The organism is Microbacterium sp. PRF11, from assembly GCF_031844085.1.
In the GTDB taxonomy this organism is placed as follows: domain Bacteria; phylum Actinomycetota; class Actinomycetes; order Actinomycetales; family Microbacteriaceae; genus Microbacterium.
This window is the reverse complement of record NZ_JAUZUP010000002.1, coordinates 69,265-94,391: the sequence shown is the minus strand read 5'-3', so window position 1 is coordinate 94,391 and position 25,127 is coordinate 69,265. Positions and strand designations below refer to the sequence as shown.

The following is a 25,127-nucleotide window of genomic DNA, read 5'->3' as shown; positions in this document are numbered from 1 at the left end:
ATGCCGGGGAAAGATCAGCGGCCCCGGATAGGCTCGAAGGCATGCTGAACATGGCCGAGGGTCTCGCGCGCCTCGAGGAGCTCGCGGCGCATCCGGTCGTCTCCGCCGTCGCGCGGGCGTTCGCCGACGCGGGTCGCGATCTCGCGATCGTCGGCGGTCCCGTCCGTGACGCGCTGCTGGGCCGGGTCACCCACGACTTCGACTTCACCACCGACGCCCGACCCGACGAGATCCTGGCGCTGGTGAAGCCCATCTCGTCGGTGCAGTGGGACGTGGGGCGTGCCTTCGGCACAATCGGCGCCCGTGTGAAGGGCGAACAGGTCGAGATCACCACGTTCCGCGCCGACAGCTACGACGGCGTGACCCGCAAGCCCACCGTCGAGTTCGGCGACACCCTCGAAGCCGACCTCAGTCGCCGCGACTTCACCGTCAACGCGATGGCCCTCCGGGTTCCCGCCCGCACCCTCGTCGACCCCACCGGCGGTGTCGAGGACCTGATCGCCGGGCGCCTGCGCACCCCCATCGACCCGGCCGTGAGCTTCGGCGACGACCCGCTGCGCATGCTGCGCGCCGCCCGTTTCGCCTCCCAGCTCGAGTTCGCCGTCGACCCGGCGACGCTCGACGCCATCACCGAGCTGAGGGAGTCGCTCGCCATCGTCAGCCCCGAGCGCGTCCAGGCCGAGCTCGTGCGGTTGCTGCAGACCGACGACCCGGTCCGCGGCATCCGCGTCCTCGTCGAGACGGGGCTGTGCGAGCAGTTCCTCCCCGAGGTGCCGGCCCTGCGCCTCGAGGTCGACGAGCACCACCACCACAAAGACGTCTACGAGCACTCGCTCACCGTGCTGCGCCAGGCGATCGCCCTCGAGAAGCAGCGGCATCCGGATGCCGCCCCCGATGTGCCCCTTCGCCTCGCGGCGCTGCTGCACGACATCGGCAAGCCCGCCACGCGCCGTCTGGAGTCCGGCGGCGGCGTGACGTTCCACCACCACGACGTCAAGGGCGCCCGTATGGCGCGCAAGCGCCTGCAGGCACTGCGCTTCGACGCCGCGACGACCACGGTGGTGTCGCGCCTCGTCGAGCTGCACCTGCGGTTCTTCGGCTACGCCGAGGGTGCGTGGACGGATGCCGCCGTCCGCCGCTACGTGCGCGACGCCGGCGACGAGCTCGAGCGTCTGCACATCCTCACGCGGGCCGACGTGACCACGCGCAACAAGCGCAAGGCCCAGCGCCTGGCATCCGCATACGACGACATCGAGACCCGCATCGCGACCCTGCGCGAGCAGGAGGAGATCGACGCGATCCGCCCCGAACTCGATGGCAACCGCATCCAGGAGGTGCTGGGGCTGAAGCCCGGCCGCGAGGTCGGCGAGGCGTATCGCTTCCTGCTCGACCTGCGTCTCGACGAGGGCGTGCTCGGCGAGGACGAGGCCGAGAAGCGCTTGCGCGAGTGGTGGGCCGCGCGGGGCTGATCCGTCGCCGACGGCGTATCGGAATGCCGAAACGGGCTTCCTCGGACGTGGGAGCGATTTCACACATTGCTCTATACGCGACCGATTGTGAGCGCTAACGTGACAGATGTGGTGCATTCACGGCGCCGTTTCGCAAATATCTGTCGTCAGCGCGGACGATTCAGTCAACGAAACGCGACCGAAATCAGCGCGTTCTAGCGTCCGGAGGGCCATTCGGCGTCCCGCTGTCCGTTCGCATTGGAGCCCTTGTGACCCCTTCCGCCCCTCGCCCGCATCGGCGATTCGTCGCGGCAACCGCAGCCGCGCTGGTCGCGGCCCTGGCAGCCGCGCTCCTGTCCGCGACACCGGCTTCGGCGCGTGCCGATGAACCGGTCTGGACTCCCGTCGAAACGAAGGGGACGCAGACCGAACTCGGACTGAAGGCCGACGCGCCGGTCGCCGCCTTCGACGTCGACCTGGATTCCGTGCTCAGCGGGTCGACCGGGCTCCGCACCATGGCGCGATCGGTCGTGCCCGCGACGCAACATGTGAAGCTTCCCGACCCCACCGGCGCATTCGTGGACTTCGACGTGCAGCCGATCAGTGTCATGGAGGACGACCTCGCGGCACGGCATCCGGAGCTCAAGACCTACGCCGGTCACGCGACCTCCGATCCCACGACGTCGATCCGCCTGAGCATCACTCCGCTCGGCGTCTCCGCGTCGGTGCGCAGCGGAGACAACCGCTCGGTGCCGTGGTACATCGACCCCATCCCCTCGGACGCGGGCAGCGCCAAGCCGCAGCACATCTCGTACGGACGCGATGCCGCCCGCGAGGGAAAGGGCGAGGCGCAGTTCCTCGAACCGCGGGAGGAGGCGCCCGTGCCCGACGAGGCTCCCGGCGATGCTCCGAAGGCGACGCGGCAGGTCATCCGTCTCGCGCTCGCGAGCGACCCCGCATTCGCGCAGTTCTACGGAACCGAGAACGTGCTGGCCGCCAAGGTCGTGATGGTCAACCGTGTCGCGCAGATCTACAACGACGACGTGGGTGTGCAACTGAAGCTCGTCGACGGCACCGAGCAGCTGAACTTCGACAGCGATGCGGCCGCGTACGATCCGGGCGGTGCCTGCGGGGATGACGCCTGCTACTGGCGTGACGCGATGCGTGAGTGCAGTGACGGGCTGCTGTCGGCGAACGCCGGCGTCCTGCAGCGCATCCTCGGCGACGGCGCGTACGACGTCGGTCACATCTCCCTCGGATCGGGCGACGGGGGCATGGCCTATTGGAACGTCGTGGGTAAGGACTACTGGAAGGGAGGCGGCTGCACCGGCCTCTCGGCTCCGGTCGGCGACATCTTCGCGACCGACTATCTGGCGCACGAGATCGGGCACCAGTTCGGTGGCACGCACACCATGAACGCCTGCTACAACTCGCAGGGCGACTCGGCCATGGAGCCCGGCTCGTCCTCGACGATCATGGGCTACGCGGGGCTGTGCGGAGAGAACGACCTGCAGTCGAACTCCGACCCGTACTTCTCGGCCTTCACCATCGACCAGATGCATTACTGGACGGGCCTGGCCGGTGAGCACGTGGCATCCACGAACACCATTCCGGTGGTGACCGCTCCCGAGAGCCGGACGATTCCCATCCGCACGCCCTTCGCCCTGACCGCTTCGGGCAGCGACGCCGACGGCGACGCGCTCACCTACGTGTGGGAGCAGGCGAACCTCGGCGACTTCGGGCGCGCACTCCGCGACCCGAACAAGGTCGACGGACCGCTGTTCCGCGTCTTCTCGAAGGCGGCGGACCTCACGTACGAGCAGGCCCACTCCTATTACTCGGGTGCGCAGAACGCGGCCGGCCCCGTGCCCACGCGGGTGTTCCCCGACATGGACCAGATCCTCAGCGGGGCGACGAACGCGCACACGGGCCTGTGCGACATGTCCGACTCGGCGCAGGTGCGGGACTGCTACTCCGAGTTCCTGCCGACCGCGGCGTACGAGGGCAACGGCAATGGCGGGTTCGACTTCCGGGTCACCGCGCGGGACCAGCGCGTCGACGGAGGCGGTGTGGCCATGGCTGCCGTTCACCTCGGCATCGACCGGGAGGCCGGTCCGTTCGAGGTCACGAGCCAGGCGGACGCCGGGCAGTCGGTGATCGGCGGACGGAGCACCGAGATCACCTGGGCGGTCAACGGCACCGACGCCCCGCAGCTCGCTGCCGAGGTGCGCATCATGCTGTCGACCGACGGCGGGAAGACCTTCGACCGCGTCCTGGCGGAGCGGACTGCGAACGACGGCGCGGAGAGCGTGACGTTCCCGAGCGTCTCGACCAAGAACGCCCGCATCAAGATCGAGGCGGTCGACAACTACTTCTTCGCCGTCAACCGCGCCGACTTCACGATCGTCGACACCGTGATGACGTCGATCGAGCCGCAGGCGGTGCGGACCATCCCCGGTGCCCCGGTCGACCTTCCGACGACGGTGGTCCCGGTCTACTCCGACGGAGCCCGCACGCCCGTCCCGGTGACCTGGGACGCCTCCGGCGTGGACTGGGCGGAGGCCGGCAGCTACCGCGTGATCGGGACCGGCGTCGATGACTACGGCAACGCGTTCTCGGACGCGGTGCTCACCGTCGAGATCGGCGACTTCAGCCGCACCGATCCGGTTTCGGCGACGGTGCCGACGGGCCAGCCGGTGTCATCGCTCGCGGATCTGCTGCCCGCCACCGTGCCGGCCCAGATCGGCGATGGCGAGGCGCGGTTCGACACCGGAGTGACGTGGGACACGGCGACGGTGACGCAGGCGGATCTGGATGCCGTCGGCTCGATCCGCATCGACGGAACCGCCGACTCGGCGATCGCCGGAAATCCGGGCCTCCCGGCGGTGCTCACGGTGTTCGTGACGGAGGGGAACGCGGTCAACGTCGCGCCGAACAGCGAGACGCGGACGGCTTCGTACACCGAGCCCGGTTACTCGATCGACCGGACGGTGAACGGCGACCTGCGCGACAAGGCCTGGTCGGACTGGCGGTGGGGCGGCTCGAACCCGACCGAGACGTTGACCTACACGTGGTCGTCGTCCCAGCTGCTCGACACGGTCGTGCTGACGGGCTTCCGCGACGGGGGCGACCACTCGCTGCCCGCTGAGGTGCGCGTGTCGTACACCGATGACCGGTCCGGCGAACGCGTGACGACGGCGCCGGTGCCCGTGGACACGGACGGCGACCTGCCGCAGGCCACGGTCGATCTGAGGGTCGACGGGCGTCCGGCCTGGACCTCGTCGATCGACGTCGAGCTGACGGCGACGGAGGATTCCTACCTGACGATCTCGGAGGTGGAGGCCTTCTCTCGGACGGCCAGTCGTGCATCGTCCGCCTCGCTCGGACGCCTGAACGTGAACGGGGTGCCGCTCACGGGCTTCGACCCCGCGACCACGCACTACGAGGCGACCGTGGATGGCTCCCGGTGGCCGATCGTGTCGGCTGTGGCGTCCGACACCGCGGCGACCGTCTCGGTGGGCGCCGTCGATCCGGCCACGGGGCGGGTGGCGATCGAGGTCACCGCCGCCGACGGGAAGACGACCCGGACCTACGAGCTGATCGTCAGCCGTCGTGCGACCTTCACGAACGAACCGCGGCTCATCGTCGAGGTCGGCGAGGTGCGGCTCGCGGCCGCGGTCGACCCGGCCGATGCGGAACTCCGCGTGGTCTGGCTGCGCGACGGTGTGGCTCAGCCCCGCACCGGCACGGCCTACGCACTCGGGTCGGCGGACGCCGGGACGTCGCTCTCGGCCCGCGTCACCGCGGAACGCGCGGGCTTCCTCTCGGGTGAGGCGATGTCGGAGACCGTGAAGATCCACGCCTACGAGGTGCCGGATGACAGTGGCGGTGGCGGGAGTACGCCCACCCCGACGGATGGCTCGACGGATGGCCCGACGGCATCGCCGACCCCGGCAACGGTGGCCTCGGCCGCTGCTGCCGCGACTCCGGCGCGATCGGCGCCCGCTCGCCTCAGCGCGACCGGCACCCCCGACACCTCGAACGTGATCGGTGTCGCGGCCCTGCTCCTCGCACTGGGAACGGCGGCTCTGGTGGTCGTTCGTATCCGCCGCCGCCACGAATCGGCGACCTCGTCCCACGACTGACCCCGAAAGGACCGGACCATGATGCACTTCGCTCGATCCGCTTCCCGGGGACGCGGGGCAGCCGCAGCAGCGGCGGCTCTGATCGCCGCGGGTATCACCCTCCCGAGTCCGGCGGTCGCCGATGTCGAGCTCCCGCCGCCGGCGGCGGACATCTTCTCGAACGTCGGTACCGCGGACTTCGACGTCCAGCACTACGACGTCCAGATGGACTACCGCACGAACGCCGACATCTCGGCCGTGACGACCATCACGGCCGTCGCGGCGAAACCGCTCGACACGATCCGTCTCGACCTCGAGGGGCTCACCGTCGATGCGGTCACCGTCGACGGGAAGGATGCCGCCTTCACCCGTGAAGACGACGACGCGACCACGCTGCACAAGCTCGTCGTGGCTGCTCCCGAGACGGTCGACGGGGAGTTCACGGTCGTGGTGAGCTATCACGGCGCTCCCGTTCGGCACGAGGATCCGGACGGGTCGACCGAGGGGTGGATGCCGACGGCCACGGGCGTGGCCGCGCTGGGGCAGCCGGTCGGCACCATGACCTGGCTGCCGAGCAACAACACGGTGGGCGACAAGGCGACGTACGACATCGATGTGACCGCTCCGACCCAGGCCGACGGCCAGGACGTCTCGGTCGCCAGCAGTGGCAACCTCGTCGGACAGAAGGCCGTCGACGCGGACCGCACCCGCTGGTCGTGGGACATCGCGACACCATTGTCGACATCGATGCTGGTGCTCTCCGTCGGGCAGTTCGACGTCCTCGAGTCGGACATCACTCTTGCCAGCGGACGAACTCTGAAGGAATGGTCGTTCGTGGCGAACAGCGCGTCGGCCGATGACCGAAAGGACATCGACTCCCTGCGGGGCCGTATCCCGCTCATGCTCGACTGGCTCGAGAGCAAGCTCGGACCCTACCCGGGTGAGAGCACCGGCATCATCTGGGATCACGCCGACGTGGGGTACGCCCTCGAGACGCAGGACCGACCGTTCTTCGACGGCTGGATCAACGAGAGCACTCTGCTGCATGAGTTCTCGCACATGTGGTTCGGCAACTCGGTGAGCCCGAAGACGTGGTCGGAGATCTGGCTCAGCGAGGGGGCGGCGACGTTCTTCGAGCGCTACTACGCCTTCGATGTGCTGAAGGAAGGCGACGATCCCCGCGAGGTCGCTCAGGACGGAGTCAAGAACGAGAAGGCCGAGAAGTGGAAGTCGCCCTCGGTGGGGTGGACGGACCCCGTGGATCTGTACGGCTGGCAGAGCTACACCCGCGGGTCGTACGTCTACAGCGCCCTGATGAACGCCCTCGGACCGGAGGGATTCGACGACGTCGTGAAGGCCTGGGCCACGAAGTACCGGACGTCTTCGGTGGTGACGGCCGACTTCATCCGGCTCGCGAGCGAAGTCTCGGGGCGTGATCTCAGCCAGACGCTCGACCAGTGGATCGTCGGGGACACCGTGCCCTGGGTGCCGGAGAACATCCTCCGCATCCTCGCGTCGGACCCGGTGCAGACGACCGCAGGGACGGCTCCGGCGCTGCCGACGACGGTGACTCCCGAGTACGCGTCGGGTCTGTCGCAACCGGCCGCGGTGACGTGGGACACGGCCTCGGCGGATTGGACCGAGCCGGGAACGGTCACGCTCACCGGATCCGGCGCCGACTTCTTCGGGGCGCCGTTCACCACGGCATCCGTGGAGGTCGTGATCGCCGCAGCACCGGCGCCCACGGCGACAATCTCGCCGACGGCGGCCCCCGCGCCGTCCAGCAGCGCCGGGGTGCCGGTCTCGGCGACGCCGTCGCAGCTCGGAGCGACGGGCTCGGAGCTCCCCCTGCCGGGAATCGTCGCCGCGTTCGCCCTGCTCGCCGGTGGAGGCATCGCGCTCGCCGTATCGCGGCGCCGATGTCGAGCTGACTGAACGATGGTGGAAGGGGCGGTCCGTGGCATCCACGGGCCGCCCCTTCTCGCGTTCGACCTCAGGACATGAGTCGATCGAGCACGATCGAGGTGCGCGTGCGCTCGATGCGGTTGGAGCTGCGGAGCGTCTCGACGATGTTTCCGAGCGCTTCGTTGTCAGCGGCGCGCAGGATGACGACGGCGTCGGCCGCCCCGGCGACCGACACCGCGGTCACGACCCCGTCGAGATCGGCGAGAAGCGAGCGCAGCTCCGTGGTGCTGACGTTGCCTCGACAGAAGATCTCGACGACGGCTTCGGTGCCGTCGAATGTCGCCGGGTCTCGCCGCGCGATCGTGAAACTGGGAATGACTCCCGACGCGAGCATGGCCTCCACCCGGCGCTTCGCGAGAGACGGCGAGCGTCCGATCCGTCGTGCGATCTCGGAGAACGGCATGCGCGCATCGGTCGAGAGCAGGTCAAGGATCGCCTCATCCACGCTGTCCACGGCTGTGACAGTAGACGGGCGACGTTTCGTTTCCGTGGCGGAGAGGTGCCGATCTCGCTCACGGCGCCGACGCGTCGGGCAGATGCTCCACATCCGCCAGGGGCGTGGGCGTGGGGACCGGCGTGGTGTCCGCTTCCGTAGCGGATCGAACGACGTCCGCGGGGAGCGGTTGCACGCGCGAGAACGGGAACTCCGTCGGTCCCGCGTTCGCGATGTCGTCGGGCGTCATCCACGACCCCGCCGGCAGTTCTCGCAGCGGGAAGATGTTCCAGGCGCCGTTGCCACCCGGGACCGGGTAGGGAACGGGCACCGGACCACCGCCGCCGTAGAAGTAGCCGTCGATGGTCTGCGGCCCGCTGTCGGCTCCGACCGTGGTGAGCGGGGCGCCGTTCTGATCGAACAGCTGCACGACGGGGATGGGGTTGCCCTCGACGTCGAACGCGAAGATGTTGCGCACTCGCTGGCCGTCGACCGAGAGGCCCGAGATCAGGTAGGGCTCGGGCACCGCGTTGGCGCGCTCGATGGCGAGGCTCAGCCCCTGCGCGAACAGACCCGCGAGGATCGGGAGGGCGAACACCGCGCCGACCGTCAGGACCAAACGCAGAACCCGAACGCCTTTCCCCGGGAGCCAGCGCCCGCGGCCCCACTGCACGCTCAGGGTGAGGGCCGCGAGCAGGATCGCCCACGCGACCGGATTGCCTCCCAGGGCGAGGATGGCGCCGAGCAGGCCGCCCGAGACGCTCGACGGCACGACGATCCAGACGAAGAGGTAGAGGCAGACGTACCAGGTGGCGCCGCGAACCAGCCACCAGACCGGACGCAGCGCTCCGAACAGGTCCAGCAGCCATGCGCCGACCGGGTTCTTCCGGATGACCTCACCGACCTCGCGCCACCCGTCCTTCACCTGCTCGAGAAGCGGTTCACGCTTCGGGGCGGTGCGAGGCGCCCCACGCTCGGGGAGACCCGCGGCCGAGCGGAGTTCGGCGGCGTAGGTCGCGGCATCCGGGATCTCGAAGTGCTCTCCGGCCTCCGCGGCCTGATCCGACAGGTCGGCCTCGAGCCCGTCGAGCAGGTCGTCGACCTCGTCGACGGGCAGATCGTCGAGGTGCGTGCGGACGGCGGCGGCGAAGGCGCGGATGTCGTCGCGGACGGGCGTGGTGATCATCGTGCGTCTCCGATCGTGCGCAGCTGGGGAGCGGGGGTCGTGTCGTCGAGGAGTCCGGTCATGGCCGAGGAGAAGTGCGCCCAGCTGGCGCGCTGGGCATCGAGGAGCTCGCGTCCCTGCGAGTTGATCGCGTAGTACTTGCGGTGCGGACCGCCCTCGCTCGGGACGACGTAGCTCGACAGCGCCCCCGCGGAGTACAGCCGCCGGAGCGTCCCGTACACCGACGCGTCGCCCACCTCGCCGAGTCCCGCCTCGCGCAGACGTCGCACGATGTCGTACCCGTACCCGTCGTCGTGCTGCACGACCGCGAGCACGGCGGCATCCAGCACCCCCTTCAACAGCTGCGTCGTGTCCACGCGGCCCCCTTCGCTTGTCTGCCTCGGACAGTACCACGCAGTGCGCGGTAGTGTGCATAACGCTTTCTCTCCTACAGGCTGGATACATGGATGCCATGGACTGCGTCTTCCACGCCCGGGTCGACCTCGCGGAGGGAACGTCGTCGCTTCTGCCGTTGAGCGACCTGGCGGGCATTGATCCCGCGGCTCACGCTGCCGCCATCGCGAAGTACGACGACACACCGGAGCGCCGGCGGCTGCGCGACACGGTCGTTCCCGGCCTCGATCGGCGGTGGACGGAGGTGGTCTTCCTCTCCCCCGTCCATCCGCACGCGATCTGGCGGGCGTGGCTCGAGATCCGGGGTTTCCGGCGCCCGCCCCTGGAGTTCTGGGCGATCCCCGCCGAGGAACTTCCGGAGGGCAGCGTCCTGCTGGACCGATTCCTCACCGCCACAGGCGACCCCCTCGATCCGCGCGAAGTGACACCGTTCGACAGTGCGTCTCACCGAGCTGCCCTTACGACGACCCCGCAGAATCGCGCCTGGCTCGAGGAGTGCGCGCGCCGCGGGGTGAGCGGGGCCTGGTTCCACGGCATCCCGCACGTTCTGGCGCCGGGTCCGGTACCCCTCGCTCGAGCTCGGGTCGTGTCGTGGGAGGTCGCGCCGTAGCGGGGCGCGAAGCGTGCAGTGGGGCGTCTAGAGGCCGCCCCGGTGCACGGAGGGCGCCACGGAGCCGAGACCTCAGCTACTCCCCTGGCATCCCGCCGTGAACCCTCCCGCCCGCCCGTGCGCGCACCTACACTGAGACCCACCTCCGTCACCGCCGATGGGAGTTCCGTGTCCTCTGCCTGGTCGCGACCGGCCGTGTCCCCCGAGACCTCGGGGCTGCTGATCGCGCGCGCGCACGAGGAACTCCTCGCCGGCAACGACGACCGGCGCCTCGACGACGTGCGGCCCCTCGTCAAGGAGTCGTGGCGGAGGTCGTTGGCATCCCTCGTCGGTCCGGAGGGGCTGCCGTCGCTCGACCTCGCGAGCAACGAGCTCGAGGCCTACCGGCGCGCCCACCCCCTCGCGAGCGTGATGGACATGGTGCGCGCGCTGCTGCTGCCCGGGACCGCCGAGGAGTCCGGCGTCCTCGTCGCCGTCGGGGACGCCGCGGGGCGCCTGCTGTGGGTCGAAGGTGACCGGCACATCCGCGCACTGACCGGCGACATGGGCTTCGTCGCGGGAGCGAACTGGGCGGAGGATGCCGTGGGCACCTCGGCCCCCGGAACGGCCCTGACCCTCGATCGGTCGGTGCAGATCCGCGGCGCCGAGCACTTCAACCGCCTCGTGCAGCCCTGGTCGTGCACAGCGGCGCCCGTTCACGACCCCGAGACGCGGCGGCTGCTCGGTGTGATCGACGTGACGGGCGGGCCCGAGGCCGTGACGCCTCAGGCCCAGTTGCTGGTGGATGCCACGGCCCGGGCGATCGAGAGCGAGATCCTCGTGGCGCGACTGCGCGCGCAGCAGGCTCCTCCCCCGCGCCGATCCGTGCCCGCGCGGGCTCTGCTGCGCATCCTGGGCCGGGACCGCGCCCTCTTGGAGGTGGGAGGTGCGTCCGTCGAGCTCAGCGCGCGGCACGCGGAGATCCTGCTGCTGCTGGCGGTCCACCGTGAGGGGCTTTCGGCTGAGGCCCTGAGCGAGGCGGTGTACGGCCACGCCGCAGTCGAGACCCTCAGGCCCGAGATGGTGCGTCTGCGTCGCGCGCTCGTCCCCGTGGCTCCGCGGCTGGTTCCGGCATCCCGTCCCTATCGTCTGCCCGAGGGGCTCGAGACCGACGCCCAGCACGTGCTGTCGCTGCTCGACCGTGGGGCTCACCGGGTCGCGCTCGCCGCCTATGCGGGTCCCGTGCTGCCCGAGTCCGAGGCGCCAGGGGTGGTCGAGGTTCGCGAGTCGGTGCGCGCGGCGCTGCGCGAAGCACTGATCGCGGAGGCCGGGATCGACGTGCTGCTCGCCTACGCCGACACGGCGGACGCCCGCGACGACGAAGAGGTGCTGCGGTTGTGCCTGGAGCTCGTGCCCGCCCGTTCACCGAAGCGGGCCGGACTCGTCGCGAGACTGGAGCGCCTCGAGCGGGGGTGACGCCCACGCGACCGGGGGATTCTCCTCCGGACGTCCTTGATGTCGGAGGCCCTCGTTACGCTGAACATATGGACGAAAACGCGCTCGACATCTTCTCGGCAGCTCGCGCCCGTCGCGACGTGGGGCGCATTCGCGAGGCGCTCGCCGAGGTCAAGGCCGGCGACGTCGCCCGCGTCATCGTCCGCTCGCCGCGGTACGGCCTGTACGCGCTCGAGGGCACCGTGCGCATCGGCGTGGGAGGCCAGCCGCTCGTCGGCGACGTCATTCTGGCCACGAGCGCCGAGATACAGCGCATCGACCTCGGCATCAAAGCCCCGCAGCCCGCGCTCGAGGCCGATGTGGTCGACCCCTCGACGCTGCCGCACGGTACGCCCGTGCGCGTCACGTTCCTCACGCCGACCCACCAGACCTTCGCGCTCACCGGGCCGATCACGGCGGGCAACGACCGCTTCCTCCTCGTTGGCAGCTGGATCGTCGCCGACGACCGCACCATCGCCCCGCGCGTGCAGAGCATCGAGCGCCTCGACGACGTCGACCTGCACGAGGTCAACGTTCCGCCGCTGCGGTCGGTGCTGGCCGACGCCGACGCGTAGACCCACCAGGACGGATGCCACGGCCTCGGGGTCGTGGCATCCGTCGTTCCTGCGCCGGGTTGGGGCTCGCGAGATCACGTGACGTCGCCGGGAACGCGGGTTTTGGCCTGTGTTCTCGCCGAGGTCACGTGACCTCGGGGAGACGCCCGCCAGGTCACGTGACCTCGACGGCGTCGCGGGCCGGGGCCGACGCCCGCCAGGTCACGTGGCCTCGCGCACGCCCGGGCCCTCCGACGGGCGACGAGTCCCGGTGCAACCAGATGCAACCTCCCCCGGCGTACCGTCGGCGCATCGCCGCCCGAAGCCGACGCGGCGACTCATGACCGTCGAAGGAGACACGCATGACCATCGTCGAAGAAGGCGTTTCGAGCGTCTACGCCGCCCCGGGAACGCGCGGGGCCGTCGCCGAGTACCGCTCGCGGTACGGGCACTACATCGGCGGCGAGTGGGTCGAGCCGCACAGCGGCGAGTACTTCGAGAACATCACCCCCGTCACCGGCAAGCCGTTCTGCGAGGTCGCGCGCGGCGACGCGCACGACATCGATCGGGCGGTGGATGCCGCGTGGAAGGCGTTCGCGAGCTGGAAGAAGACCACGCCCGCCGAGCGCAGCGTCATCCTGAACAAGATCGCCGACCGCATCGAGGAAAACCTCGAGAAGATCGCCGTCGCCGAGACGTGGGAGAACGGCAAGCCCGTGCGCGAGACGCTCGCGGCCGACATCCCGCTGACCGTCGACCACTTCCGCTACTTCGCCGGCGTGCTGCGGGCGCAGGAGGGCTCGCTCAGCCAGCTCGACGAGAACACCGTCGCATACCACTTCAACGAGCCGCTCGGTGTGGTCGGACAGATCATCCCGTGGAACTTCCCCATCCTCATGGCGGCGTGGAAGCTCGCCCCGGCTCTTGCGGCGGGCAACTGCGTCGTGATCAAGCCGGCCGAGCAGACGCCGGCATCCCTCCTCTTCCTGTTCGACATCATCGGCGACCTGCTGCCGGCCGGTGTCGTGAACATCGTCAACGGCTTCGGGATCGAGGCGGGCGCGCCGCTCGCGCAGCACAAGCGCATCCGCAAGATCGCGTTCACCGGCGAGACCACGACCGGCCGTCTGATCATGCAGTACGCGTCGCAGAACCTCATCCCGGTGACGCTCGAGCTCGGCGGCAAGAGCCCGAACGTCTTCTTCGAAGACGTGGCTCTGCGCAGCGACGACGCGTACTACGACAAGGCGCTCGAGGGCTTCACGATGTTCGCGCTCAACCAGGGCGAGGTCTGCACGTGCCCGTCGCGCTCGTTGATCCAGCGGTCGATCTACGACCAGTTCCTCGGCGACGGCCTCGAGCGCGTGAAGAAGGTGCGGCAGGGCAACCCGCTCGACCCCGAGACGATGATCGGCGCCCAGGCCTCGAACGACCAGCTCGAGAAGATCCTGTCGTACATCGACATCGGAAAGCAGGGCGGCGCGAAGCTGCTCACGGGCGGTGAGCGGGTCGACCTCGGCGGCGACCTGTCGGGCGGGTACTACGTCGCGCCGACGGTGTTCGAGGGCACGAACGACATGCGCATCTTCCAGGAGGAGATCTTCGGACCCGTGCTGTCGGTCACGTCGTTCGACGACTTCGACGACGCGATCTCGATCGCGAACGACACCCTCTACGGCCTCGGTGCCGGCGTGTGGAGCCGCAGCGGCGACACCGCGTACCGTGCCGGACGCGCGATCGAGGCCGGACGCGTCTGGACGAACACCTACCACCAGTACCCCGCGCACGCCGCGTTCGGCGGGTACAAGCAGTCGGGCATCGGCCGCGAGAACCACCTCAAGATGCTCGACCACTACCAGCAGACGAAGAACCTGCTCGTGTCGTACGCCGAAGGGGCGATGGGCTTCTTCTGAGCCGCGGCGGCGCCGTGGAGACCCGGCGCCGCTTCCCCCATGTCCCACTTCTGGTCGTCTAGGGGCCCTTCAAACAGCCAGAAGTGGGACATCGCCTGAAAGGAGTGGGACATGCACGGACTTTCCCGCGTTGACGTGACGGATGCCGCTGCCGCGCTGCTGCGCGACCTCACGGTGAAGCACGGCCCCCTGATGTTCCATCAGTCCGGCGGATGCTGCGACGGCAGCTCCCCCATGTGCTACCCGGTGGGGATGTTCCTCATCGGGTCGAGCGACGTGCACCTCGGCGACATCGACGCCGGCCTCGACGACCCCATCGAGGTCTACATGTCGGAGTCGCAGTTCGAGTACTGGAAGTTCACGCACCTCACGATCGACGTCGTCCCCGGGCGCGGAGCCGGCTTCTCGGTGGAGGGGCCGACCGGTATGCGCTTCCTCATCCGCTCCCGGATGCTGACCGAGGAGGAGGCGGTGGCCTTCGGCGTCGGTGCGACGCCGGGCTGAGGTGGTTCCGACGGCCTGTGGACAACCTCACGGGCGTCTGCGGCCACCCCGGTAGCTTCTCCGAATGCGGAACACGGAAGCGCCCCGGGGCGCAGCACACGACATCGACGGAACGATCTGCGCGGAGGCGGCGTCCCGGCCGCCCGATCGATCCAGCCTGCGCACGGCCGTGAGCGACCTGAGGGTGGCCATGACGTGCGGCGGGGCGCCGAGCCCACGCATCGCGAAGACCGTACCGAAGGTCACGGGTGTCCCCCGTGACCTGGACGACGACTCCGACACCGCCATCAAAGCCCTCGGGAAGCTGTTCTGAGCGAAGAGCCTCAGGCCGGCTTCGATGCGCGGATCGTGTAGCTCAGCGGCACCACCGACGGCTGCTCGGTGAGAGCGAATTCGCCGTCGGGTCGCTCGGTCATCCGGCCCGGCAGGGCCTCCCAGGGCACGCTGTCGTGCTCGACGAGCGCGTCGAGACGCAGGCCACGGTCGAGCAGGGCGGTGACGATCTCGCCGAGACCGTGGTTCCACTCGTAGGTGCGGGTGGACGTCAGCGGGGCCGACACCTCGACATAGGTGCTGTCGTCATCCCACTCCAGCGGCTCGCGCTGCTCGAAATACGGGAACTCGAGTGCGAGGCCGGGCTTCTCCTCGTTCATCGCCCACAGGACGGGGTGGCCCTCGCGGATGTGCATGGTGCCGCCCGGAGCGAGCAGCTCCGCGACAACCCCCGCCCACTGCGTGATCGACGGCAGCCAGCACAGCGCGCCGATACCGGTGTACACGAGGTCGAACTCCCCGCGCGGCAGTGAGTCGGCGGCATCCCGGACGTCCGCCTGAACGAAGTCGACGTCGGCACCGGCCTCCGCGGCGAGCCGTCGCGCCTCGGCGACGGCGTTCTCGGAGAAGTCGAGGCCCGTCACGCGGGCGCCGAGTCGGGCGAGCGAGAGGGTGTCGGTGCCGATGTGGCACTGCAGGTGCACGGCGCGTTGGCCCGCGATGTCGCCGAGCAGCGGGAGGTCGAAGCGCACGACGTCCGACAGCGCGGCCGGATCCCCGACGTAGCGCTGCACCCCGTAGCCCGAACCGTCGCGGGCGGCGTGCAGGGTGGCGCGCTCGTCCCAGTTGGCGCGATTGGCGTCGATGTAGTTGGAGGTCATTGGCATCCCTTTCCTGTCCCGAGCCTAGAGATGACGCGCCCCGGTGTCGTCCCGTGACGATCGAGGGATGCCATGTCGGAGGGGCGCGTTAGCCTGGCGTCATGTCGGGCAAGGTCTATGTCATCCACGAGAACCCCCAGTGGATCCCGCCGTTCGCGGCGGCTTTCGAGGCGGAGGGTGTGCCGTTCGAGGAGTGGCTCCTCACCGACGGGTCGATCGACCTGGCCGTCGAGCCGCCCGAGGGGGTGTTCTGGTCGCGACTGAGCGCGTCGGCGCACACGCGCGATCACGCCCACAGCAAGGAGTTCGGCCGCGCCGTGCTGCGCTGGCTGTCGTCGTGGGGGCGCACCGTCATCAACGGCGCCGACGTGCTCGAGCTCGAGGTCAGCAAGGTCGCGCAGCACGCGGCGCTCCGTCACGCCGGCATCGACGTGCCGCGCACCGTCGCGGTGTTCGGCACCGACGACCTCGTCGAAACGGCCCGCGACTTCGGCGCGCCGTTCATCAGCAAGCACAACCAGGGTGGGAAGGGCCTCGGCGTGCGCCGGTGGGACTCGATCGACGAGTTCACCGCCTGGGTCTCGGGACCGGCGTTCGAGCCCTCTCCCGACGGCATCACCCTCATCCAGGAGCTCCTGACCGCTCGGGATCCGTTCATCACCCGCGCGGAATTCGTCGGCGGAGAGTTCGTCTACGCCGTGCGCGTCGACACCAGCGCCGGCAGTTTCGAGCTGTGCCCCGCCGAAGCATGCGCCGTCCCCGGCGCCGACGGTGTCGAGCCCGAACCCCTCTTCCGTCGTCGCGAAGACGTCGACCCGGCGCTGATCGACCGCTTCCTCGCGTTCCTCGCCGCTGAGGGCGTCGGCATCGCCGGCATCGAGTTCATCGAGACGCGTGACGGGCGCACCGTCACCTACGACGTCAACACGAACACGAACTACAACCCCGACGTCGAGGCCGAAGCCCCCCGCTCCGGACCGCGCGAGATCGCTCGCTGGCTCGGAACGCTGCTGCCGCGCGACCTGGTCGACCTCCGTGGCTGAGCCCGCCGCACCCCACAGCGAGTGGGCGGGCTTCGGTTTCGCCACGCGGCAGGTGCACGCCGGTGAAGAAGAAGACCTGACGCACGGCTCGCGCATCACGCCGGTGCACCTGTCTGCGGCGTACCGCTTCGCGTCCTTCCAGGAGGCGACCGACCGCTTCGCGGGTGCCGACCTCGGGCACCTCTACTCGCGCAACGCCAACCCGACCAACCAGGTCGCCGAGCGTCGTCTCGCCTCTCTCGAGGGCGGCGCAGGAGCGATCGTCGTCGGTTCGGGACAGGCCGCGATCACCGCGGCGCTGCTGGGTCTCGCCGGGAGCGGCGAGCACATCGTGTCGACCGCCAGCATCTACAGCGGCACCCGCGTGCTGTTCGACCGCACCTTCGCGCGCATGGGCGTGACGGTCGAGTACGTGTGGAACCCGCTCGACGAGGCCGAGTGGGACGCCCTCATCCGGCCCGAGACCAAGGCGATCTTCACCGAGACCCTGCCGAACCCGAAGAACGACGTCGTCGACATCGACGCGGTCGCGCGGGTCGCCCGACGCCATGGCATCCCCCTCGTCGTCGACAACACGATCGCGACCCCGTTCCTCATCCGTCCGATCGAGCACGGCGCCGACATCGTGGTGCACTCGGCGACCAAGTTCCTCTCCGGACACGGAGCCAACCTCGCCGGGGCGGTCGTCGACGGCGGCACCTTCGACTGGGTCGGCAGTTCGCGCCGGTACCCCGGCATCACCGAGACCCCGATCGCAGGACACCCGTCGATCGTCGACGCCTTCGGGTCGCGGGCCTTCGAGCTGTACCTGCGCTTCGGTATCGCGAATGACACCGGTCCCGCTCTGTCCCCGCTCAACGGCTTCCTGCTGCAGCAGGGCATGGAGACCCTGTCCGTACGCATGCGGCAGCACCTCGCCAGCGCCCGCGACATCGCGGTGTGGCTCAAGCAGCACGACGCCGTCGAGAGCGTCGACTATGCGGGGCTCCCGTCGCACCCGCAGCATGACCTCGCCGTCCGCGACTACGGCGGCCTTTCGGGGTCGGTGTTCTCGTTCACGGTGCGCGGCGGCCGCGACGCCGCCGAGCGCTTCTTCGACGCGCTGCGCTTGTTCAGCCGCATGACCAACATCGGCGACACCCGCTCGATGGCCCTGCATCCCGCCACGACAACGCACCTCGGCTTCACGCAGGAGACGCGCGACCGTCTGGGCATCGGCGACGGTCTCGTGCGCCTGTCGATCGGCCTCGAGGATGCCGACGACCTCATCACTGACCTCGACCAGGCGCTTCGCGCGGCGATCTAGCCCTGCATCGATGGACCCCTCAGCTCGTCGAAGGATGAGGCGCCCATCGGTCTGTGCATACACCGCAAGAGGACCCTGAGCCCGTCGAAGGGTCCGGGCGTGCTGCCGGCGTCGGTGGCTTCGACGGGCTCAGCCACCTCGCGTTGACGCCGCGACGGAGGGCTCAACCGTCGCGCTGCGCCTCCAGGCGCCGCACGCGCGGGATGACCTCGGCGGCGAAGCGCTGCATCTCGGGCAGGTGCGGCGAGAACTGCAGCAGCAGGGTCGAGACGCCGACGTTCGCGAAGGCGACGATGCGCTCGGCCACCTGATCGGGCGTGCCGACGAGGTTGGGGCGGAGCCCGCGGTTGGACACCGAGTACTCCTTGAGGTCGACCTGGGTGTCGAGCTTCGACTTGCTCACGAAGTCCTGGTACGAGCCGTAGGCCGCTCCCCCGCGCACGTCGGTGATGCGGTCGATCTCGGCCTGGGCCTCTTCCTCGGTGTCGCGCACGATCGCGTAGGCGGCCATGCCGAACGCCTCGAACGGGGTCGCTCCGGCGTCGGACCGACGACGGCGCATGTCGGCGACCTTCGTCTCGAGCTCCTCGAGCGTGCCGCCGTGCGTCAGGTAGGCGTCGGCGAAGCGGGTGATCGCTGTGCGTCCGGCCTCGCTCTCACCGCCGGCGTAGAGGCGGGGCTGCACCTGCGGCTTCGGCTCGGTGTACGTGCCTTCCGTGCGGTAGTACTCGCCCTCGTACGCGAACGGCGTCTGCGACCACAGGCCGCGCAGCACTTCGACCCACTCGATCGTGCGGGCGTACCGGTCGTCGTGAGCGCTGAAGAGACCCTCGTACTGCTTCGCCTCCTCGGCCCACCACGCCGAGACGACGTTGAGCGTGAACCGCCCGCCGCTGATCTCGTCGATGGTGGCGGCCTGCTTCGCCGTGTGGAACGGGTTGTGGAACCCCGGACGCACGGCGGTCATCAGCTCGAGCGAGGAGGTGACCGCGGCGAGACCGGCGGTGACGGCCCACGCGTCCAGCGAGGGCGCCTCGACGCCCTTGATGTCGTTGAGGTTCAGCTCGGGAATGAGCGTGAGATCGAACCCGCCCTCCTCGGCGGCCCGCGCGATCTCTGCGATGTGGGCGAACGACACGGGCGTCTGCTCGTCGTCGACGTTGCGCAGCCACCCGCCGAAGATCGGGGTCCAGTAGCCGAAACGCACGCGCTGGGGTGAGGTCATGGCATCCATCCTCGCCCGGCGCCGGAGGGGTGTCGTCATGAACTGCAACGGTCCGTCATATGTCGTTGACCGCGGTGCGGGCGGATGCGACGGTTGCCGGGTTCCGATCCGCGAGGAGGACCCCATGACCGACATCCACCCCACCCACGAGCCGCTGAAGTTCGCCTATTGGGTGCCGAACGTCAGCGGCGGACTGGTCATCAGCTCGGTCGAGCAGCGCACCGACTGGGGCTACGACTACAACGTGAAGCTCGCCCGCACGGCCGAGCGCGTCGGGTTCGAGTACGCCCTGAGCCAGGTGCGGTACGCCTCGAGCTACGGGGCGGCGCAGCAGCACGAGTCCACCTCGATCAGCCTCGCCCTGCTGCTGGCCACCGAGAAGCTCAAGGTCATCTCGGCGATCCACCCCGGGATCTGGCATCCAGCGGTCCTCGCGAAGTTCATCAACACCGCCGACCAGTTCTCGCACGGCCGGGCGGCCGTGAACGTCGTCAGCGGCTGGTTCAAGGACGAGTACACCGATCTCGGCCTCGAGTGGCTCGAGCACGACGAACGGTACGAGCGCGCCGCGGAGTTCATCCAGGTGCTGCGGGGGCTGTGGACGCAGGAGAAGTTCTCGTTCCACGGCAAGTACTACGACATCACCGACTTCACGCTCCGCCCGTTCCCGTACGAGGTGCCCGGGCGCGCGCACCCCGACATCTTCCAGGGCGGCAACTCGACCGCGGCCCGCTTCAACGGCGGGGCGTTCTCGGACTGGTACTTCTCGAACGGCAAGGATTTCGACGGCTTCACGGAGCAGTACGACGACGTCACGCGCATCGCGGCCGAGCACGGTCGCCGCACGCGGTTCGGCCTGAACGGTTTCGTCATCCAGCGCGACAGCCGCGCCGAGGCCGAGCAGCAGCTGCGCGAGATCATCGCCGGAGCCGACAGCGGCGCGGTCGAGGGGTTCCGCAAGAGCGTCCAGGAGGCGGGCAACGCCACGTCCGACAAGAAGGGCATGTGGGCCGACTCCTCGTTCGAAGACCTCGTGCAGTACAACGACGGATTCCGCACGCAGCTGTTCGGCGACGCGCAGCAGATCGCCGAGCGCATCATTGCGTACAAGAAGCGCGGCGTCGACCTGTTCCTGCTCGGCTTCCTGCACTTCCAGGAGGAGCTCGAGCGCTTCGGCGAGACGGTCATCCCGATCGTCCGGGAGCTCGAGGCCGACCTCGCCCGCTCGGGCGACCCGCTCGTCGTCTCCGGACGCTGAAGAGGGGATGCCACTCCCGCGGCCGTCGTGACCCGGGGGACCGGGCATAGCCCGGCGCCGCTCCGCCAGGCACGCCTGCGCCGCGCCCGGCCCCAGCCCGACGGCACCCCGCCGCGCCGGTCAAAGCCGGGCCCGGCTGCGCACCGCCGCCCTCACCGGAACAGCACGATGATCACCGTCCACGCGGCGAACACCCCGGCGACGACGAGCAGCGTCACCCACGGAATCCCCTGGCGCAGCCGGCGCCCTTCGCGAGCGACACCGACGGGCGGCGGCCTGAGCGCCGCCGCGGGAGAGCCCGGGATTCCGGATGCCGCCGCGCCCGCCGTGGGAGCGACCGCCAGGCGGTCGTCGCGCCACCGCGCCCACTGCGCGAGCTTGTCGTCGATCGCGGCGACCGTGCCGAACAGCCACTGCCAGGTCGCCGGGTCGAGGGTCGACAGGTCGCGCCGTGCGTAGAGGAAGAGCCAGTCGTCGATGATCTCGACGTCGAGGGTCGCGGCGTTGTCGATGAAACGGGCCATGACGTCGGGGGTGAAGAGGTAGAGCGCGTCGCGTTCGTACCCGGCGGGGCAGTACAGCGCGAAGTACCGGTCGAAGTCGCCCTCGAGACTCAGACGTTGCTCGGTGCCGAAGTGGACGGGCAGGTTCGAGCCGCCGAACAGACCGTTGTTGCCCACGGCATCCAGGACGATGTGCGGCAGTGGAGTGTCGAGACGCAGAGCGACGTAGCCCCACTTGTGAGTCGCCTTGTTCTTCCCCGACCCCGTCTCGTAGCGGTAGTTGGCGACCTCGACGAACCGCGGCGCCGGTCGGCGCATGAGGTCGTGCGTCTGCCGGTCGCGCCCGAGGCGGAAGATCATGCCGGGCCGGTCGGGGTCGTCGTACCCCGGATGCCACTGCATCCCGTTCGCGCGAGCGAAGCGGTCCAGTCGGTAGCGGCGGGCGGCCGCTCCCCCGAAGCCGCGGACGATCGCGACGATGATGAGCGCGATGACGGCGAGGACGGCGAGAGAGATGAGAAGGCCGACCGGGCTCACGCCGTCGCCCGCGAAGATCGACGCGGCGAGGCCCCCGAGCACGGGCACCGCGATGATGACTCCGGCGACCCCCACGATGGTGAGCGTGATGATCGTGAGCACCCCCGTCGCGATCGTCCCCTCGCTGCGCAGGCGGGCGGTGAACGCGCGCACCTCGCGACGGTCGATCGCGTCGGTGAGCGGGCTGGTGTCGAGTCCTGTCATGTCGCATCGCCTCCCCTGACGACCGTAGCGACGACGTCGGACATCCCGCTGCGAGAGCCCCCGGTCATCGCACGAACGACAGCGCGACGAGCGGTCCGAGGGTGAAGACCAGCCCCCCGACGAACAGGATGCCGAGCGCGATCCCCAGGATCAGCCACGGGCTCGTGCGGCGCAGGCGTCGTCCGGGAGCGGCCACCCCGACCGGCGGCTGGGGCCACGCGACGGGCGCGGGAGCACCGGTCGGCGCGGAACCGCCCGAGGGCGCGGGCGCAGCGGCGGCGGCCTCGACCGACAGCCGGTCGTCGCGCCACCTCCCCCACTGCTCGAGCTTGTCGAGCAGCGCCGCGATCACCGAGAACACCCACGCCCAGCGCGCCGGGTCGGTCGTCGACAGCTCCTGCGGGGCGACGAGGAACATCCACTCGTCGATGATCTCGACCTCGAGCACCGCGGCGTTGTCGATGAAACGGGCCATGACGTCGGGCGTGAAGAGGTAGAGCGCATCCCGCTCGTAGCCCTCGGGGCAGTACAGCCGGAAGTACCGGTCGAAGTCGCCCTCGAGGCTGAGGTGCTGCCCGCGTTCCCACGAGCCGAGCCGCGCGCCGTTGCCGACGGCGTCGAGCACGATGTGGGGGAGCGGCACGTCGAGCCGCACGGCGATGTACCCCCAGCGCGAGGTCGTGGTGGTCTTGCCGTTGCTCACCGTGTACGAATGGTTGCCCACCTCGACGAAACGGGGGAGGGGCGCGCGCAGCATGTCGTAGGCCGTGCGCGCGTCGCCGATGTGGAAGATCGCCCCCGGGAGCGCCGGGTCCGGCAGCGCTGGCACGTACTCCATGCCCACGTCTCGGGCGAAGCCGGCGAGGCGCCAGCGGCGGTCCTCCTGCGTGCGCTGCGTTCGCCGCATGAGGAACGGGATCGAGACAACGACACCGATCAGCAGGAGGGCGGGGATGCCGAACAGGATGCCGACGACGACGGCGCCCTCGCGCAGCACCGACGCGAACACCACGAGCAGGACGAGGGCCACGACGCCGAATCCCCCGAGCAGGACGCACAGCACGACCATGACGATGACCGTCGCCGCGGTGTTCACCGGCGGCAGTCGCCCCTCCGCCCGAAGTCGCTGCGTGAAGGCGCGCGCCGCGGCGCGATCTTCCGGCACGAGCAGAGCGCGTGCGTCGAACGGTCGTATCCCTGGCATCCGTCCCCCCACGGTGGCTCAGGACCACGTTACCGACCCGGATTCCGCCGGGCGAGCGGCATCCGTTAGACTGGGAAAGTTGTCTGGCGACGCCCATGCGCGTGTAAGCCCGAGACGACGTGCAACACACCCTCCTGCTGCCGGGAAATGCCCGTCAGCCGTTCTAGTCCGAAGGAGGTGGGTTAGTGACGCACCAGTACGAACTCATGGTCATCTTCGATCCCGAGGTCGACGAGCGCCAGGTCGCTCCGAAGCTCGACGGTTTCCTCAAGGTCATCACGGCCGATGGAGGATCCATCGACAAGATCGACATCTGGGGCCGCCGCCGTCTGGCCTACGAGATCCGCAAGAAGAACGAGGGCATCTACGCCGTCGTCAACTTCGTCGCGACCAGCGAGGCCACGAACGAGCTCGACCGTCAGCTGAAGCTGAACGAGCAGATCATGCGCACCAAGGTCCTCCGCGCCGAAGAGGCGATCGCCCAGGTCGCCGCCGAAGCCAAGCGCTCCGAGGAGAAGGCCGCCCGCAAGGCCGCCGCTCCCCGCAAGGTCGAGTCCGCCGAGAAGGCTGCGAAGTAACGACGATGGCCGGCGAAACCGTCATCACCGTCGTGGGGAACCTCACCGCTGACCCGGAGCTGCGTTACACGCAGAACGGGCTGCCGGTGGCGAACTTCACCATCGCGTCGACCCCCCGCACGTTCGACCGTCAGGCGAACGAGTGGAAGGACGGCGAGGCGCTCTTCCTGCGCGCCTCGGTGTGGCGCGAATTCGCCGAGCACGTCGCCGGTTCGCTGACGAAGGGCAGCCGTGTCATCGCGACCGGTCGCCTGAAGCAGCGTTCCTACCAGGACCGCGAGGGCAACAACCGCACCTCCATCGAACTCGAAGTCGATGAGATCGGTCCCTCGCTCCGCTACGCGACCGCCCAGGTCACCCGTGCCGCCGGTGGCGGTAACGGTGGCGGCGGCGGTCAGCGCGCTCAGGTGCAGCAGTCGAACGACGAGCCCTGGTCCACGCCCGGTTCGAACAACGGCGGCGGCAACAACAGCGGCGCGGACGCGTGGAGCACTCCCGGCTCCTACGGCGACGACACCCCGTTCTGATCTTCGACCCGCTCTCGAGCGAGACGACCCCCGAAATTCCGGATGCCACGTCCCGGTCCGCGTGACCGGCTCGGCATCCGAACCACACGAAAGAAGGAAGCATGGCTGGAAAGGCCACTGGCGACCGCCGCAAGCCGCGGAAGGGCGCGAAGAACGCAGCCCCCGCGAAGGCGATCCGCGTCGGCGTCATCGACTACAAGGACGTCGCAACCCTCCGCAAGTTCATCTCGGAGCGCGGCAAGATCCGCGCCCGTCGTATCACCGGTGTCTCCGTGCAGGAGCAGCGCCTGATCGCCCGCGCCATCAAGAACGCGCGCGAGATGGCTCTCCTGCCCTACGCCGGCGCCGGCCGCTAAGGAGCACCCGATGGCAAAGCTGATTCTCACGAATGAGGTCACCGGGCTCGGTAGCGCCGGTGACGTTGTCGAGGTCAAGAACGGGTACGCCCGCAACTACCTCATCCCGCAGGGCTTCGCCGTGGCCTGGAGCCGTGGTGGCGAGAAGCAGGTCGCGTCGATCCGCGCCGCTCGCGAGTCCCGCGCGATCCACGCGCACGAAGACGCCGTGGCCCTGAAGAACTCGCTCGAGTCGAACACCGTCAAGCTGTCGGTCAAGGCCGGCAACGAGGGTCGCCTCTTCGGTTCGGTCAAGCCCGCCGACGTCGCCGACGCCGTCAAGGCCGCCGGTCTCGGCGAGCTCGACAAGCGCAAGATCCAGATCACCTCCTCGATCAAGTCGGTCGGCGAGCACGAGGCGACCGTTCGCCTGCGTGACGACGTCACCGCCGTGATCACCCTCCAGGTGGTCGCCGCGAAGTAATTCGCGATGCACGATTCGGCCCCGCTCCTGCTTCGGCAGGGCGGGGCCTTTTCGCGTGCTCGCGGCGGACCTTCTGGTGCCGGGCGCGTTCTTCCGCTCGGGGCGGGGGTTCACGCCCCGACGACCCCGCCGTCCTCGGCGCGCAGATCCGAGCGGGCGGCGCGGG

23 protein-coding genes are annotated in these 25,127 nt (G+C 69.5%); 16 read left to right on the top strand and 7 right to left on the bottom strand.

From position 1 onward, the window contains the following. Positions 1 to 41: 41 nt before the first annotated feature. From Q9R20_RS06020 to Q9R20_RS06010, 3 genes are all read left to right on the top strand, one after another. Positions 42 to 1,469 (top strand): CCA tRNA nucleotidyltransferase, encoded by a 1,428-nt coding sequence (locus Q9R20_RS06020; protein WP_311248484.1) that lies wholly within the window; start codon positions 42 to 44, stop codon positions 1,467 to 1,469. 248 nt (positions 1,470 to 1,717) lie between these two features. Then, positions 1,718 to 5,593 carry a reprolysin-like metallopeptidase gene (locus Q9R20_RS06015; protein ID WP_311248483.1) on the top strand — a complete coding sequence of 1,292 codons (3,876 nt, stop codon included), beginning with the start codon at positions 1,718 to 1,720 and terminating at the stop codon, positions 5,591 to 5,593. Positions 5,594 to 5,611: 18 nt separating this feature from the next. Beyond that, entirely contained in the window at positions 5,612 to 7,507 is a 1,896-nt protein-coding gene (locus Q9R20_RS06010) for a M1 family aminopeptidase (protein ID WP_311248482.1), read from the top strand. Between the two features lie 58 nt (positions 7,508 to 7,565). On the opposite strand, the gene Q9R20_RS06005 is transcribed toward Q9R20_RS06010, so the two are convergent. From Q9R20_RS06005 to Q9R20_RS05995, 3 genes are read right to left on the bottom strand one after another with little or no spacing between them, the layout of a single operon-like run. Continuing rightward, a complete protein-coding gene (locus Q9R20_RS06005; RefSeq protein ID WP_311248481.1) occupies positions 7,566 to 7,991 on the bottom strand; it encodes an Lrp/AsnC family transcriptional regulator in 426 nt (141 codons plus the stop codon). 58 nt (positions 7,992 to 8,049) lie between these two features. Then, the gene (locus Q9R20_RS06000; RefSeq protein WP_311248480.1) at positions 8,050 to 9,156 is read right to left on the bottom strand and encodes a hypothetical protein; all 1,107 of its coding nucleotides are present in this window, start codon (positions 9,154 to 9,156) and stop codon (positions 8,050 to 8,052) included. After that, entirely contained in the window at positions 9,153 to 9,512 is a 360-nt protein-coding gene (locus tag Q9R20_RS05995) for a PadR family transcriptional regulator (RefSeq protein WP_295836064.1), read from the bottom strand. The genes Q9R20_RS06000 and Q9R20_RS05995 overlap by 4 nt, the downstream gene beginning before the upstream one ends. 86 nt (positions 9,513 to 9,598) lie before the next feature. Between Q9R20_RS05995 and Q9R20_RS05990 the strand changes: the two genes are divergently transcribed. From Q9R20_RS05990 to Q9R20_RS05965, 6 genes are all read left to right on the top strand, one after another. After that, entirely contained in the window at positions 9,599 to 10,159 is a 561-nt protein-coding gene (locus Q9R20_RS05990) for a hypothetical protein (RefSeq protein ID WP_311248479.1), read from the top strand. Positions 10,160 to 10,327: 168 nt separating this feature from the next. After that, positions 10,328 to 11,614, top strand: coding sequence for a GAF domain-containing protein (locus Q9R20_RS05985; protein WP_311248478.1), 1,287 nt, complete (start codon positions 10,328 to 10,330; stop codon positions 11,612 to 11,614). Between the two features lie 68 nt (positions 11,615 to 11,682). Then, on the top strand, positions 11,683 to 12,207 hold the full coding sequence (locus Q9R20_RS05980; protein WP_311248477.1) for a hypothetical protein: 525 nt from the start codon (positions 11,683 to 11,685) through the stop codon (positions 12,205 to 12,207). A 341-nt stretch (positions 12,208 to 12,548) separates the two neighbouring features. Continuing rightward, positions 12,549 to 14,099 carry an aldehyde dehydrogenase family protein gene (locus tag Q9R20_RS05975; protein WP_311248476.1) on the top strand — a complete coding sequence of 517 codons (1,551 nt, stop codon included), beginning with the start codon at positions 12,549 to 12,551 and terminating at the stop codon, positions 14,097 to 14,099. Positions 14,100 to 14,210: 111 nt separating this feature from the next. Further along, on the top strand, positions 14,211 to 14,603 hold the full coding sequence (locus Q9R20_RS05970) for a DUF779 domain-containing protein (protein WP_311248475.1): 393 nt from the start codon (positions 14,211 to 14,213) through the stop codon (positions 14,601 to 14,603). A 169-nt stretch (positions 14,604 to 14,772) separates the two neighbouring features. Then, positions 14,773 to 14,916, top strand: a complete 144-nt coding sequence (locus Q9R20_RS05965; protein ID WP_311248474.1) for a hypothetical protein — start codon at positions 14,773 to 14,775, stop codon at positions 14,914 to 14,916. 10 nt (positions 14,917 to 14,926) lie between these two features. Here Q9R20_RS05965 and Q9R20_RS05960 read toward each other — a convergent pair whose 3' ends face one another. Then, positions 14,927 to 15,757 (bottom strand): class I SAM-dependent methyltransferase, encoded by an 831-nt coding sequence (locus tag Q9R20_RS05960; protein ID WP_311248473.1) that lies wholly within the window; start codon positions 15,755 to 15,757, stop codon positions 14,927 to 14,929. A gap of 101 nt (positions 15,758 to 15,858) precedes the next feature. On the opposite strand from Q9R20_RS05960, the gene Q9R20_RS05955 reads away from it, so the two are divergent. Both Q9R20_RS05955 and Q9R20_RS05950 read left to right on the top strand, forming a co-directional pair. Then, the gene (locus tag Q9R20_RS05955) at positions 15,859 to 16,800 is read left to right on the top strand and encodes an alpha-L-glutamate ligase (protein WP_311248472.1); all 942 of its coding nucleotides are present in this window, start codon (positions 15,859 to 15,861) and stop codon (positions 16,798 to 16,800) included. Then, a complete protein-coding gene (locus Q9R20_RS05950; protein WP_311248471.1) occupies positions 16,793 to 18,106 on the top strand; it encodes an aminotransferase class I/II-fold pyridoxal phosphate-dependent enzyme in 1,314 nt (437 codons plus the stop codon). The genes Q9R20_RS05955 and Q9R20_RS05950 overlap by 8 nt, the downstream gene beginning before the upstream one ends. 163 nt (positions 18,107 to 18,269) lie before the next feature. On the opposite strand, the gene Q9R20_RS05945 is transcribed toward Q9R20_RS05950, so the two are convergent. Then, positions 18,270 to 19,331 (bottom strand): LLM class flavin-dependent oxidoreductase, encoded by a 1,062-nt coding sequence (locus tag Q9R20_RS05945; RefSeq protein ID WP_311248470.1) that lies wholly within the window; start codon positions 19,329 to 19,331, stop codon positions 18,270 to 18,272. A gap of 124 nt (positions 19,332 to 19,455) precedes the next feature. On the opposite strand from Q9R20_RS05945, the gene sfnG reads away from it, so the two are divergent. Continuing rightward, on the top strand, positions 19,456 to 20,589 hold the full coding sequence (sfnG, locus tag Q9R20_RS05940; protein WP_311248469.1) for a dimethylsulfone monooxygenase SfnG: 1,134 nt from the start codon (positions 19,456 to 19,458) through the stop codon (positions 20,587 to 20,589). 152 nt (positions 20,590 to 20,741) lie between these two features. Here sfnG and Q9R20_RS05935 read toward each other — a convergent pair whose 3' ends face one another. Both Q9R20_RS05935 and Q9R20_RS05930 read right to left on the bottom strand, forming a co-directional pair. Further along, positions 20,742 to 21,833, bottom strand: a complete 1,092-nt coding sequence (locus Q9R20_RS05935) for a hypothetical protein (RefSeq protein WP_311248468.1) — start codon at positions 21,831 to 21,833, stop codon at positions 20,742 to 20,744. Positions 21,834 to 21,897: 64 nt separating this feature from the next. Continuing rightward, complete coding sequence (locus Q9R20_RS05930) at positions 21,898 to 23,037, bottom strand: hypothetical protein (protein WP_311248467.1); 1,140 nt, start codon at positions 23,035 to 23,037, stop codon at positions 21,898 to 21,900. A gap of 185 nt (positions 23,038 to 23,222) precedes the next feature. Between Q9R20_RS05930 and rpsF the strand changes: the two genes are divergently transcribed. The 4 genes from rpsF to rplI all read left to right on the top strand — a co-directional run bounded on the left by rpsF (position 23,223) and on the right by rplI (position 24,961). Then, positions 23,223 to 23,615, top strand: a complete 393-nt coding sequence (gene rpsF / locus Q9R20_RS05925; protein WP_311248466.1) for a 30S ribosomal protein S6 — start codon at positions 23,223 to 23,225, stop codon at positions 23,613 to 23,615. A 5-nt stretch (positions 23,616 to 23,620) separates the two neighbouring features. After that, positions 23,621 to 24,142 carry a single-stranded DNA-binding protein gene (locus Q9R20_RS05920; protein ID WP_150954403.1) on the top strand — a complete coding sequence of 174 codons (522 nt, stop codon included), beginning with the start codon at positions 23,621 to 23,623 and terminating at the stop codon, positions 24,140 to 24,142. 101 nt (positions 24,143 to 24,243) lie between these two features. After that, complete coding sequence (gene rpsR, locus Q9R20_RS05915; RefSeq protein ID WP_013584646.1) at positions 24,244 to 24,498, top strand: 30S ribosomal protein S18; 255 nt, start codon at positions 24,244 to 24,246, stop codon at positions 24,496 to 24,498. Positions 24,499 to 24,508: 10 nt separating this feature from the next. Continuing rightward, entirely contained in the window at positions 24,509 to 24,961 is a 453-nt protein-coding gene (gene rplI, locus Q9R20_RS05910) for a 50S ribosomal protein L9 (RefSeq protein WP_295839745.1), read from the top strand. Positions 24,962 to 25,127 lie beyond the last annotated feature (166 nt).